Consider the following 12,383-nt stretch of genomic DNA (forward strand, 5'->3'; position numbering starts at 1 on the left):
ATGACATAGGATGCCTTGACAATAATTGCCTAGGCACATATATTTACGGTCATGGACACCTCCGCGCCCGTCAAGTTCTATTCCGCAGACCCTCCCTGGAACGCGGAGCAGAGCCTCGGCCTGATGGTCAAGCGCGTGATGCAGTCCATCGCCCTGCACGCCGACCGGCGGCTGGCCGACCACGGCCTCACGCACGTGCAGTGGGTGCCGCTGATGAAGCTGCGCATGGGTGAGTGCTGCACCGTCGCGGGCCTGGCGCGCGAGCTGCAGACCGATGCCGGCGCGATGACGCGCGCACTCGACCGGCTGGAGGCGAAGGGCCTGGTGACGCGGGTGCGGTCGGCCACCGACCGCCGCGTGGTCAACCTGGCCCTCACCGCCGAGGGCGAGCGCCTGGCGGCGCTGGTCGTCCCCGTGCTGGCCGACGTGTTCAACGACCACCTGGCCGGCTTCAGCCGCGACGAATGGCAGACGCTGCTGTCGATGCTGCAGCGCCTGGTGAACAACGGCGACGCGCTGCGCGACGCCGAACCGACGAAGGAACTCCCGTGACCCTGCAACCCGATCCGGGCCGCTGCGGCGCACCGCGCCGGGCGCTGTCGCTGACGACCATCACCGCCGCGCTGGCGCTGCTGTCGGCCGTGGTGCTGATGGCCGGCTGCGCTAGCCCGGCAGGCATCCAGTCGACCGCGCAGCCGATCGATCCCGCCCGCGTCGGGCTCTCGTCCGGCGCCGCGCTGCCCGAGGTGCAGCCGGACTGGTGGCAAGCCTTCGGCGATGCGCAATTGAACGGCCTGGTCGAGCGGGCGCTGGCCGATCACCCGAGCCTGCAGGTCGCCGCGGCACGCGTGGCGCGCGCCGGTGCCGCGATCGAGGACGCCCGTGCGGCCGAGCGGCCGAGCGCGACCCTGAGCGCCGGCGCCACCCGCCAGCGCTACACCGAGAACGGCATGGTGCCTGCGCCGCTGGCCGGCAGCACGCGCACCGATGCGACGCTGCAGGCAGGCCTGTCCTGGGAGATCGACTTCTTCGGCCGCCACCGCGCGGCGCTGGCGTCGGCCCTGGGCGGCGAGCGGGCGGCGGCCGCCGAGGCCGATGCCGCGCGGCTGATGCTCGCCACCCATGTCGTGCGCAGCTACGTCGGACTGGCGCGGGCCGTGGCGCTGCGCGACGTGGCGCAGCGCGCGCTCGCGCAGCGCGACGAGGTGCTCGGGCTGGTGCGCCAGCGGGTCGACGCCGGCCTCGACACCACCGTCGAGCTGCGCCAGGGCGAGGGCGCCTTGCCCGAGGCCCGGGTGCAGATCGAGCAGCTGGACGAACAGATCGCGCTGGCACGGCACGAGCTCGCCGCACTGACGGCCCAGGCGCCCGGGGCGCTGGCCGGCCTGGCGCCGGCGCTGGGCCCGGTGCAGGCCGCGCCGCTGCCCGCGCAGCTCGGCGCCGACCTGCTCGGCCGCCGGCCCGACATCGCCGCGGCGCGCTGGCGCGTCGAGGCGGCCACGCAGGATGTGGCCGTGGCCCGCACCGAGTTCTATCCGAACGTCAACCTGACCGCCTTCGCCGGCTTCAGTGCGCTGGGCCTCGACCACCTGTTGCAGTCGGGCAGCCGCCAGTACGGCGCGGGCCCGGCCATCCGGCTGCCCATCTTCGACGCCGGCCGGCTGCGTGCCAACCTGCGCGGCCGCAGCGCCGACCTGGACGCCGCGGTGCAGAGCTACAACGGCGCGGTGCTCGACGCCGTTCGCGACGTGGCCGACCAGGTCGCCTCGCTGCAGTCCATCGACCGGCAGCAGCACGAGCAGCAAGCCGCGCAAGCCGCCGCCGAGAGCGCCTACGACCTGGCGCTGCAGCGCTACCGCGCCGGCCTGGGCACCTACCTCGTCGTGCTCAACGCCGAATCGAACGTGCTCGCGCAGCGCCGTGCCGCCGCCGACCTGAAGGCGCGCGCCCTCGACAGCCAGGCGCTGCTGATGCGCAGCCTGGGCGGCGGCTGGCGCGACGCCCCCTCCACCGTGGCCGCCGCGGCGCATTGAAGCCCGCGCCGCAGCCCCTCCCATTCCAGCGAACCGATCTCCGCAGGCAGACGACATGAGCGAATCGCAAGACAAGGCCCTCGCCACACCACCCGCCGCCCGGCGCCGCCGGGGGCTGCTGCTCCTGGGCGCGGCCGTCGTGCTGGTCGGCGCGGCGTGGGGCGTGCACCACTGGATGGTCGCGCGCCACTTCGAGAACACCGACAACGCCTACGTGCAGGCCAACGTCGTGCAGATCACGCCGCAGATCGGCGGCACGGTGCTGGCGATCCAGGCCGACGACACCGACTTCGTGAAGGCCGGCCAGCCGCTGGTGCGCCTGGACCCGGCCGACGCCCGCGTCGCCCTGGCCCGCGCCGAAGCGCAGCTCGCGCAGACAGTGCGCGAGGTGCGCACGCTGTTCGCCAACAACGCGGCCCTCAAGGCCCAGGTGGCCCTGCGCGATGCCGACGTGGCCCGGGCCCGCAGCGACGTGCTGCGTGCGCAGGACGACGTGGAGCGCCGCCGGCCGCTGCTGGCCACGGGCGCCGTGGGCAAGGAGGAGTTCAACCATGCCGATGCGCAGCTTGCGGCGGTGCGCAGCGCGCTCGCGGCGGCCGAATCGGCGCGCGTCGCGGCGCGCGAGCAGCTGGCGGCCAACCAGGCGCTGACCGACGGCAGCGCCGTCGAGGATCACCCCAGCGTGCTGCAGGCGGCGGCGCAGGTGCGCGAGGCCTACCTCGCGCAGCAGCGCACCGAGCTGCTGGCGCCGGTCGACGGCTACGTGGCCCGCCGCAGCGTGCAGCTCGGCCAGCGCGTGCAGGCCGGCGCGCCGCTGATGTCGGTGGTGTCGCTCGGCGAGACCTGGGTCGACGCCAACTTCAAGGAGGGCCAGCTGCGCGGCCTGCGCATCGGCCAGCCAGCCACGCTGGAGGCTGACGTCTACGGCAGCAAGGTCGTGTACCACGGCAAGGTGGTGGGGCTGGGCGCCGGTACCGGCGCGGCGTTCTCGCTGCTGCCGGCGCAGAACGCCACCGGCAACTGGATCAAGGTGGTGCAGCGCGTGCCGGTGCGCATCGCGCTCGACCCGCAGGAGGTGCAGGCCCATCCGCTGCGCGTGGGCCTGTCGATGGACGTCACCGTCGACGTGAGCGACCAGAGCGGCAAGGTGCTGGCCGATGCGGCCCGGCCGGCCGCCACCGTGACGACGCCGGTGTTCGATGCCGTCGACAGCGGCGCCGACCAGGAGGTGCGCCGCATCATCGCGGGCCAGCGCGGCCAGGCGGCCCATGCCGCGGGCCCGCTGGCAGGCGCCGTCGCCGCACGCGGCGCCGCGGCGGCAGCCTCCACGCATTGAGCGGGGCCGCGGTGTCGTCCGATACCACGCTCCCCGCGCAGCCCGGTGCGCTGCGGGAGCCGCCGCCGCCGATGCCGGCGCCCGCCGAGCCGCAGCCGCTGCACGGCGCGTCGCTCGCGCTCGGCACCGTCGCCCTGTCGCTCGCGACCTTCATGAACGTGCTCGACACGTCGATCGCGAACGTCTCGCTGCCGGCGATCTCCGGCGACCTGGGCGTCAGCCCGACGCAGGGCACCTGGGTGATCACGAGCTTCGCGGTCGCCAACGCGATCTCGGTGCCGCTGACGGGCTGGCTGACGCAGCGCTTCGGCGCGGTGCGCCTCTTCACGGCGAGCATCCTGCTGTTCGTGCTGGCGTCATGGCTGTGCGGCCTGGCGCCGTCGCTGGAGGCGCTGATCGGCTTCCGCGTGCTGCAGGGCCTGGTGGCCGGGCCGATGATCCCGCTGTCGCAGACGCTGCTGCTGTCGAGCTACCCGCGCGCCAAGGCCGGCACCGCGCTGGCGCTGTGGGGCATGACGACGCTGGTGGCGCCGGTGGTCGGCCCGCTGCTGGGCGGCTGGATCACCGACAACATCTCGTGGCCGTGGATCTTCTACATCAACGTCCCGGTGGGGCTGCTGGCCGCTGCCGTGACCTGGAGCATCTACCGCGAGCGCGAGACGCCGCGCCGCCGCCTGCCGATCGACAGCGTCGGGCTCGGCCTGCTGGTGCTGTGGGTGGGGGCGATGCAGATCGCGCTCGACAAGGGCAAGGAGCTGGACTGGTTCGCCTCCGGGGAGATCGTCGCGCTGTCGGCGGTGGCCGTGGTCGGGCTGGCGGCGTTCGTGATCTGGGAGCTGACCGACGCGCACCCCGTCGTCGACCTGCGGCTCTTCGCGCGGCGCAACTTCGTGTTCGGGGCGCTGTCGCTGTCGATCGCGTACGGCGTGTTCTTCGGCAACGTGGTGCTGCTGCCGCTGTGGCTGCAGCAGCACATGGGCTACAACGCCACGGCGGCCGGGCTGGCGCTGGCGCCGGTGGGCGTGCTGGCGATCGTGCTGTCGCCGCTGGTGGGGCGCAAGGTGTCGTCCTGGGACCCGCGCGTGATGGCCAGCGGCGCATTCGTGGTCTTCGCGCTGGTGCTGTGGATGCGCTCGCAGTTCACGCCGCAGACCGACCAGCTCACCATCCTGGTGCCGACGATCATCCAGGGTGCGGCGATGGCGTTTTTCTTCATCCCGCTGACGACCATCACGTTGTCCGGCCTGCCGCCGCAGCGGCTGCCGGCGGCAGCGGGGCTGTCGAACTTCGTGCGCATCACCGCGGGGGCCATCGGCACCTCGGTGGCGACCACGCTGTGGGAGAACCGCTCCTCGCTGCACCACGCCCACCTGGCCGAGCAGATCACCGCCGGCAGCGGCGCGAGCAGCCAGGTGCTGCAGCAACTGGCCGCCGCCGGCCTGAGCCCCGAGCAGGCGCTGGCGCAGGTCAACCGGATGATCGACCAGCAGGCCTTCACCCGCGCGGCGGACGACATCTTCTTCGCCTCGTCGATCCTCTTCCTGCTGCTGATCGTGCTCATCTGGTTCACGGCACGGCCCAAGGGCGGCGCCGCGGCTGAGGCCGGCGGGGCGCATTAGGCCGCGAAGAAGTCACCCGGCCGTGGGGCTTTGTGCACGCGCGCGAGGCCCCACGCGAGGCGGCCTTTGTGGTCGAATCGACGTTCCCCTTTGAAGCCGCTCCCATGCTCGATTCGCTGTTCGATTCCGCCTGGATGCGCTGGCTCGACCGCCAGGTGCCGCCGTCCCGCACGTGGTTCTTCGCCGGGCCGGTCGCCCTGGCGGCAGGCGCTGCCGCTTCGGCGCTCGCCCTGCTCGCCGGTTGGGGGCTCCAGCGCACTGACCTCCTGCCCCTCGCCGCCGCCGCCGGCCTCGGCACGGCCGCCGCGAGCGCCTTGTTCGCCATGCTGGTGGCTGCGCTGGTCAACAAGCTGCGCACCCTGCAGCAGAGCATGACGGTCATGGCCACGCGCGACGACTTGACCGGCGTGCTGAACCGCCGCCAGTTCACGCTGCTCGCCGAGCGCGAATGGGCCCGCTGCCGCCGCTACGAGGCGGACGGCGCGGTGCTGTTGGTCGATGCCGACCATTTCCGCCGCATCAACGAGCAGCACGGCCACGCCGCCGGCGACGCGTTGCTGCGCGAGATCGTCCGTGTGACGGGCGGCCTGCTGCGCCAGGCCGACGTGCTGGCGCGGGCCGACGGCGAGGCGCTGGTCGTGCTGCTGCCGCAGACCGATCCGCTGGGCGCCTTGGACGTGGCCGAGCGCATCCGCGAGCACGTCGCTGCACTGCGGCTCGATTGGCAGGGCACCAGCGTCTTCACGACGGTGAGCGTCGGCGTCGCGTCGATGGGCGCGCTGCACACCTCGCTCGACGCGCTGATGCTCGATGCCGAACATGCGCTCGGCGCCGCCAAGGCGGCCGGCCGCAACTGCGTGCGTGCCGCGCCGATTCAGCCCAGGCGCAGCGGCGAGGCGCGGCCCGTCATCTCCAAGTAGCCGCGGCCCACGCGCCGGCCGCTGCCGGCCTCGTGGAGGTCGCTCAGCCCTTCCCAGTAGATCGCGCCGGTCGAGGCGCGGCTGTCGAGTTCCTGGGCGTCGAGCAGCGCGCGCACCTCGAAGCGGCCGGCCGGCGTGGCGACGGTCCACTGCACCGGATAGCGGCTGCGCGTGGCCGGGCTGGTCCAGGTGCGGCCGGGCACGAAGGCCACCTCGCCCGGCCCGAAGGCGCGGACCTCGCCGCCCCGCGCGCGGTAACTGCCGCCGGCCCAGATGGCCGAACCGTCGGCCTTGCGCAGCTGGAAAGCGGTGAGGGCGCCCCCGTCGTCGAGGTTCATGCCGATCCAGTCCCAGCCGACCGCCTCCGGATGCATCAGCGTCTCGCTCCACTCGTGGTCCAGCCAGGCGGTGCCGGTCACCGGCAGCCGGCGGGCATCGCGCACGAGGGTGCCGCTGACCGCCAGCTGGGGCTGCGAGTAGTAGTGGCTCGCCTGCGCAGCCTCCGGCCCCTTGCGCGACCAGCCCGCCTCGCCCTGCAGCAGCACGGGCTGGGTGGATCGCAGGGCCAGGTCGAAGCCGAAGCCCGCGGGGCGGTCTGAAAGCCGGGCGCGGTAGACGCTGGCGCCGGGCGGGCCTTCGCGGACGAAGCGCCAGCCGGCCAGGCCGACGTCCGTGTCGGCCACCGCCGCCGCCGCGAGGCCGGCGTCGGCCTCGCCGTTCCACCGGGCGATGCGCTCGGCATGGCGCAGCTGCCGTTGCGCCAGGTCGGTCACGGCCGCATGGGCGAAGAGCAGCTGGCGCGCGGCGAAGCGGCTGGGGTGGCGCGTGGCCAAATCGGTGCGCGAGCGGAAGAACGTGAGCTGGAAGCCGAACGGCGCGTCGCCCGGCGCCGCCTGCAGCGAGCCGGTGGCATACCACCACTCGGTGCGGGTCTCGGGGTGGGCGCCGAAGTCGCGCGGAAACACCAGCGGCCTGGGGCCGATGCCGGTGCCCGCAGCCGCAGCGTCCGCAGGCCACGCCGGCAGGCCCAGGCCGGGCAGCCCGGCCAGGCCCAGGCACTGCAGCCACGCGCGCCGCCTCACCAGTCTTCCTTCACGGCGCGCACCGCATCGCCGGAGGCGGCCGCCCGCGCGCTCAAGGCAGCGGTGATGCTGCCCGCGGCCAGCACCGCGGCGCACAGCGCGGCCAGCCGGCCCCAGGGCGGCACCAGCGCCATCGTCCAGTGGAAGCTCTGCGGGTTGACGACGTGCACCAGCACCACGCTCACCAGCAGGCCCAGCGCCAGGCCGACCAGCGCGCCGGCGGCCGTCCAGGCCGCGCCTTCGCCGGCCACCACGCCGATCACCTGCGCCCGCGTCAAGCCCAGGTGCACCAGCAGCCCGAACTCGCGGCGGCGGGCGAGCACCTGCGCCGAGAAGCTCGCCGCGATGCCGAAGAGCCCGATGCCGATCGCCAGCGCCTGCAGGTAGCGGGTCACCGCGAAGCTGCGGTCGAAGATCGCAAGCGACATCGCCCGGATCTGCGCCGGCACCGCGAACTCGATCAGGTCCGGCTCCGCCGCCTGCGCACGCAGTGCGGCCTGCACCGCCTCGAGGCTGGCGCCCGGTGCGAGCCAGAGGGCCAGGTCGTTGACGCGCCGGTCGCCGGTGAGGCGCTGGTAGGCCGCCGCGTCCATCGCGACCGCTCCGAACTGCCGTGCGTAGTCGCGCCACACGCCCAGCACCCGCACCTCGAGGCCCGGCGCGGCGCCGGGCGCGCCCAGCGGCAGCCGCAGCAGGCTGCCGGGCTCCGCGCCATACAGGGCCACCATCGCCTCGCTCACGTACACGCCGGTCTCGCCGGGGGTGGGGGCCCTTGGCGCACCGATCATCGGCAGCTGCTGCGCCGGGGTGTCCAGCGGCCGTGCGATCAGGCTGACGGCGGGCCGCTCGGGCGACAGCGACATCGGGCGCACGCGCAGCGCCTGCCACCGTGCGACGCCCTCGACCTGCGCCGCGGCCTCGACGAAGCCCGGCGGCAGGAAGGCCTGGTCGCTCGCCGCGCTGCTGGCCGCCGTGCGCACGTACAAGTCCGCCGGCAGCACGCTGTCGAGCCATTGCGACACGCCTTCGCGGAAGCTCGACACCATCACCGTCAGCGCGACGGCCAGGCTCAGGCTCGCCACCACGCCCGCCACGGCCACGGCGGCGGCCGAGCGTTCGTGGCGCGCCCGTTCCACGGCCAGCAGCGCGAGCGGCGAGCGGCGCGGCCGCAGCAGCGCCAGCACCGCTCCGACGGCCAGCGGCACGCACGCGATGCCGCCGAGCAGCAGGGCGGCGACGGACGCATAGGCGGCCAGCGGCAGCCCGGCGACCGGCGGCGCCAGCGCCAGCAGGCCGCCGGCGCACAGCAGCAGGGCCGGCCGCCACGCCGAGGGCGCCAGCCCGTGCGCGCCGCCCAGGCCCTTCAAGGCCTGCGCGGGGGCCAGCGCAGCCGCCTGGCGCGCCGGCGCCCAGCCGCCGGCCATCGCGGCGACGACGCCCAGCGCCCCGAAGGCCGCCGCCGCGGGCCAGGAGAACGCCAGCGGCGGCGCCACGCCGGGGAAGTAGCCGCCGCCCAGGTCGCCGGCCAGCCAGCGCAGCGCGGCCTGCGCCATCAGCGTGCCGAGTGCAAGGCCCGAGACGCTGCCGACGACGCCGACGAGCAGGCATTCGAGCCGCACCAGCCGCTGCCGCTCGGCGGCAGAGAGCCCCAGCACGCCGAGCAGGGCAAACACCGGCGTGCGCTGCGCCACCGACAGCGCCAGCACCGAGAAGACGAGGAAGCCGCCGACGAACAGCGCCACCAGCGCCAGCACGGTGAGGTTCACGCGGTAGGCGCGCGACAGGCTCGACACCCGCTGCGCCGCGTCGTCCGCCGCTGCCGGCACCAGGTCGGGCGGCAGCGCCAGCCGCGGCAGCCAGGCTGCGGGGGCGACGCCGGGATCCAGCCGCAGGTCGATGCGCGAGAGCCGGCCCAGCATGCCGAAGTGCGCCTGCGCGCCGGCGATGTCGAGCACCCCCAGCGGGCCGCCGCCCGCGGCCACGCTGCCGGCCACCGTCAGCGTCAGCGTGCGCAGCCCATGCTGCAGCCGCAGCGCATCGCCCGGCTTCAGGCCCAGGCGCTGCAGCGCGGCCGGGTTCAGGAAGACGAGGTCCGGATCGAGGAAAGCCGTGCGGCGGCCGCGGGCCACCTCCTCCGCAGGCCGGGGCAGCAGGGCCGGGGCGACGGCGGCGACCTGCAGGGCATCGATGCCGAGCAGCGACAGCGCCAGCCGTGCACCGCCGCCGGCCGGCAGCGCGTAGGTGTCGATCTCCACGACGGGGCTGGCCACCTCGACGCCGTCCGTCCGGGCGATGCGGTCGAGCGAACGGTCGTCGCAGCCTTCGCGCACGGCGCAGCGCAGCACGAGGTCGGGTTCGCCGTTGGCGGCACGCACGGCGGCCGAGAACTCCGACAGCGCCGAGGTGTTGATCAGGTGCACCGAGAACGCCAGCGCCACGCCGAGCGCCACCGCGAGCAGCGCAACCGCGTGCCGCCACGGGTGCGCGCGCCAGTCCGGCAGGCTGATCGTCGCCAGCAGGCGCCAGGCAGGGGCGGCGTGGGCCATGCCGGTCTCCGTGCCCGGGCGTTCAGGCCGCCGGCTCGATGCCGTGCGGCGTGAGCCGCAGCCGGCGGTCGGCGCGCGCGGCCGCGGTGGCGGAATGGGTGACCAGCACGCAGGCCGAACCCTGTGCCCGCACCTGCGAGGCCAGCAGGTCCATCACACGCTCGGCGGTCTCCGGGTCGAGGTTGCCGGTGGGTTCGTCGGCGAGCACCAGCGCCGGCCGGTGCACCAGCGCCCGCGCGATCGCCACGCGCTGCAGCTGTCCGCCCGACAAGGTGCGGGGCGCCCGCCCGCCGAGCCCGGCGAGGCCGACCTCCTCGAGCATCGCCGCGACGCGGCCGTCGTCGCGTGCGCCCTGCAGCAGCAGCGGCAGCGCGACGTTGTCCGCCACGCTCAGGTGCGGCAGCACATGGAAGGCCTGGAACACGAAGCCCAGCCGTGCCCGGCGCCAGCGGGCCTGGGCGGCCTCGGGCAGGGCGGTGACGTCGGTGTCGTCCAGCAGCACGCGGCCGGCATCGGGCGCGTCGAGCCCGGCGATGCAGTTCAGCAGCGTCGACTTGCCGACCCCCGATTCGCCGAGCACCGCGACGATCTCGCCGCGCGCGACCCCGAACGCGACCTGCTCGAACACCGCGGCCTCGCCGTAGCGCCGTGCCAGGCCTTCGACGCGCAGCATCGTGTCAGCCCACCCCGGCGCACGCTGCGAGCGTGCGGATCGTGGCCACGGCCTCGGCCGTCGCGCCCGGCGCATCGCAGGCGACCACCCGGCGTGCCGGCATGCCGCGCAGCCAGGTCAGCTGGCGCTTGGCGAGCTGGCGCGTCGCGGCGATGCCGCGCTCGCGCAGCGGCGACAGGTCGCCGGCCTCCAGGCACTCCCAGGCCTGGCGGTAGCCAACGCAGCGCATCGACGGCAGCGCCGCGTGCAGGTCGCCGCGTGCGCGCAGCGCCTTCACCTCGTCGACGAAGCCGTCGGCCAGCATCTGGTCGAAGCGCTGCGCGATGCGGGCATGCAGCCACGCGCGGTCGGCGGGCTCCAGCGCGACCAGCATGCCGGCCGGCGGGGTGCTGCGCTGCCCCGACCGGTGGTAGCTCGACAGCGGCCGGCCGGTTGCGCGCCAGACCTCGAGCGCGCGTTGGATGCGCTGCGTGTCGCCGGGCGGCAGCCGCGCGGCACTGGCCGGGTCGACCTGCGCCAGCTCGGCGTGCAGCGCGGGCCAGCCGCGTTCGAGTGCTTCGGCATCGAGGGCGGCGCGCACTGCCGGGTCGGCCGCCGGCAGCGGATCAAGCCCGTCCACCAGCGCCTTGAAGTACAGCATCGTGCCGCCCACCAGCAGCGGCCAGCGCCCGCGGGCGCGGATCTCGCCGATCAGCCGCTGCGCGTCGGAGGCGAACTGGGCGGCGGAGTAGGCCTCCCGCGGGTCGATCAGGTCGATCAGGTGGTGGGGCACGCGGGCCTGCTCCGCGGCGCTCGGCTTGGCCGTGCCGATGTCCATGCCCCGGTACACCAGCGCGGAATCGACGCTGACGATCTCGATCGGCAACACCTCGGCCACCGCCAGGGCGACGGCCGTCTTGCCCGAGGCCGTGGGGCCGGCCAGGCCGATCCAGGCCGGCGTGGTCACCGGCGCTCCTTCAGCACGCCGTGGCGCTGCACCAGCGTCCAGGCGACAGCGGCCGTCAGCACGGCCCACACGCCGAGGCCGTAGGCCATCGGCCGCACCGTGCCGTCGATCGCCTGGCCCAGCCACAGGCCGACGGAGAAGGCCACCAGCGCCAGCACGAAGCCGGCCAGCGCCGCGGCCACGCCCGCGGCATGCGGGAAGGGGCCCACGGCGCCGGTCTGGCTGCACGGCTGGTGGATGCCGTGGCCGAAGGTGTACAGCCAGTGCGGCAGCAGCACCGCCAGCGGTGCCTGCATGCCCGCCGCGGCGAAGGCTGCCATGCCCACGCCGCCGGCCAGCGTGAAGAAGGCGCCGCGGCGCACGGTGCCCGTCAGGCCGTGGCGCACCAGCCAGCGGCGGCAGACGAAGGTGCCGAGCACGTAGGCCACCGAGCCCGAGCCCAGCGCCAGGCCGTACTGCGCGGCAGTGAAGCCCAGCACCTCGATGTAGACGAAGGACGACGACGACAGCACGAGGAACAGCCCGCCGTAGGTCGAGGCGGTGAGCGCCGTCCATGCGACGAAGGTGGGGTTCGATCCGACCTCCCGCACCGTGCGCGACAACGGCCCCGGATGCATCGCGCGCGGGTTGAGCGAGCGCGCGGTCTCGGGCAGCGTGCGCCAGACGAAGACCAGCACCCCGCCCACGAACAGGGCGACGGCGGCCAGCGTGCTGCGCCAGCCGAAGGCGGCCGTCAGCAGGCCGCCGGCGACCGGGCCGGTCACCGCGATGACCCCCAGGCCGGAGAGCGCCAGCGACATCACGCGGGCGCCTTCGGCCGGCTCGTAGAGATCGCGCACCATCGCGCGCGCGCACACCACGGCGGCGGCCAGGCAGGCTCCCTGGGCGATGCGCCACGCGACGAGCACCTCGATCGCCGGGGCGAGCGTGGCGCCGATGCTCGCCGCGGCGAAGCACGCGAGCGACACGCGCAACACCGGCCGCCGGCCGAAGCGGTCGGCCACCGGCCCCCAGAACAGCTGCGCCACGCCGAAGCTGAGGATCAGCGCCGACATCGTGAGCTGCACGCTCACCATGCCGGCGCCCAGGTCGCGGGCCAGCGTGGGCAGCGCGGGGAGGTAGAGGTCGGTGGTGAGCGGTTGCAGGCCCAGCAGGAGCGCCAGCAGCGTGGCCGCCACCAGCGGCGCCAGCACCGCGGTGCGCGGCGGAGAAGCACTCATCGGTTCGG

At 74.7% G+C, this 12,383-nt stretch carries 10 protein-coding genes; 5 read left to right on the plus strand and 5 right to left on the minus strand.

Going from position 1 to position 12,383, the window contains the following annotated elements; translation table 11 throughout:
* Positions 1–51 precede the first annotated feature (51 nt).
* From V4F39_RS00185 to V4F39_RS00205, 5 genes are all read left to right on the plus strand, one after another.
* Entirely contained in the window at positions 52–552 is a 501-nt protein-coding gene (locus tag V4F39_RS00185; RefSeq protein WP_332287202.1) for a MarR family winged helix-turn-helix transcriptional regulator, read from the plus strand.
* A 98-nt stretch (positions 553–650) separates the two neighbouring features.
* On the plus strand, positions 651–2,033 hold the full coding sequence (locus tag V4F39_RS00190) for an efflux transporter outer membrane subunit (RefSeq protein WP_332287256.1): 1,383 nt from the start codon (positions 651–653) through the stop codon (positions 2,031–2,033).
* A 55-nt stretch (positions 2,034–2,088) separates the two neighbouring features.
* Positions 2,089–3,369, plus strand: a complete 1,281-nt coding sequence (locus V4F39_RS00195; protein ID WP_332287203.1) for an HlyD family secretion protein — start codon at positions 2,089–2,091, stop codon at positions 3,367–3,369.
* Between the two features lie 71 nt (positions 3,370–3,440).
* Positions 3,441–4,988, plus strand: a complete 1,548-nt coding sequence (locus V4F39_RS00200) for a DHA2 family efflux MFS transporter permease subunit (protein ID WP_332287257.1) — start codon at positions 3,441–3,443, stop codon at positions 4,986–4,988.
* A gap of 104 nt (positions 4,989–5,092) precedes the next feature.
* Complete coding sequence (locus tag V4F39_RS00205; protein WP_332287204.1) at positions 5,093–5,908, plus strand: GGDEF domain-containing protein; 816 nt, start codon at positions 5,093–5,095, stop codon at positions 5,906–5,908.
* Here the strand turns inward: V4F39_RS00205 and V4F39_RS00210 are convergent.
* Genes V4F39_RS00210 through V4F39_RS00230 form a run of 5 tightly spaced genes read right to left on the minus strand, consistent with a single transcriptional unit; the run spans position 5,863 to position 12,375 of the window.
* Entirely contained in the window at positions 5,863–6,990 is a 1,128-nt protein-coding gene (locus tag V4F39_RS00210) for a lipocalin-like domain-containing protein (RefSeq protein ID WP_378235161.1), read from the minus strand. The genes V4F39_RS00205 and V4F39_RS00210 overlap by 46 nt on opposite strands.
* Positions 6,987–9,536 (minus strand): FtsX-like permease family protein, encoded by a 2,550-nt coding sequence (locus tag V4F39_RS00215; protein ID WP_332287205.1) that lies wholly within the window; start codon positions 9,534–9,536, stop codon positions 6,987–6,989. Before V4F39_RS00215 ends, V4F39_RS00210 begins: the two co-directional genes overlap by 4 nt.
* A 22-nt stretch (positions 9,537–9,558) precedes the next feature.
* Positions 9,559–10,209: an ABC transporter ATP-binding protein gene (locus V4F39_RS00220; protein WP_332287206.1), complete on the minus strand. Its 651-nt coding sequence runs from the start codon at positions 10,207–10,209 to the stop codon at positions 9,559–9,561.
* Positions 10,210–10,213: 4 nt separating this feature from the next.
* Positions 10,214–11,155 carry a tRNA (adenosine(37)-N6)-dimethylallyltransferase MiaA gene (gene miaA / locus V4F39_RS00225; protein WP_332287207.1) on the minus strand — a complete coding sequence of 314 codons (942 nt, stop codon included), beginning with the start codon at positions 11,153–11,155 and terminating at the stop codon, positions 10,214–10,216.
* On the minus strand, positions 11,152–12,375 hold the full coding sequence (locus V4F39_RS00230) for a Bcr/CflA family efflux MFS transporter (RefSeq protein ID WP_332287208.1): 1,224 nt from the start codon (positions 12,373–12,375) through the stop codon (positions 11,152–11,154). The genes miaA and V4F39_RS00230 overlap by 4 nt, the downstream gene beginning before the upstream one ends.
* Between the last annotated feature and the right edge of the window lie 8 nt (positions 12,376–12,383).

Origin of the sequence: Aquincola agrisoli (genome assembly GCF_036621135.1) — a bacterium.
Classification (GTDB): domain Bacteria; phylum Pseudomonadota; class Gammaproteobacteria; order Burkholderiales; family Burkholderiaceae_C; genus Aquincola; species Aquincola agrisoli.

Coding starts and splice junctions, on each gene's coding strand:
- V4F39_RS00220 (WP_332287206.1), bottom strand. CDS start 10,209: ATGCTGCGCGTCGAAGGCCTGGCACGGCGCTACGGCGAGGCCGCGGTG.
- V4F39_RS00200 (WP_332287257.1), top strand. CDS start 3,441: ATGCCGGCGCCCGCCGAGCCGCAGCCGCTGCACGGCGCGTCGCTCGCG.
- V4F39_RS00195 (WP_332287203.1), top strand. CDS start 2,089: ATGAGCGAATCGCAAGACAAGGCCCTCGCCACACCACCCGCCGCCCGG.
- V4F39_RS00230 (WP_332287208.1), bottom strand. CDS start 12,375: ATGAGTGCTTCTCCGCCGCGCACCGCGGTGCTGGCGCCGCTGGTGGCG.
- V4F39_RS00185 (WP_332287202.1), top strand. CDS start 52: ATGGACACCTCCGCGCCCGTCAAGTTCTATTCCGCAGACCCTCCCTGG.
- V4F39_RS00190 (WP_332287256.1), top strand. CDS start 651: ATGGCCGGCTGCGCTAGCCCGGCAGGCATCCAGTCGACCGCGCAGCCG.
- V4F39_RS00205 (WP_332287204.1), top strand. CDS start 5,093: ATGCTCGATTCGCTGTTCGATTCCGCCTGGATGCGCTGGCTCGACCGC.
- V4F39_RS00215 (WP_332287205.1), bottom strand. CDS start 9,536: ATGGCCCACGCCGCCCCTGCCTGGCGCCTGCTGGCGACGATCAGCCTG.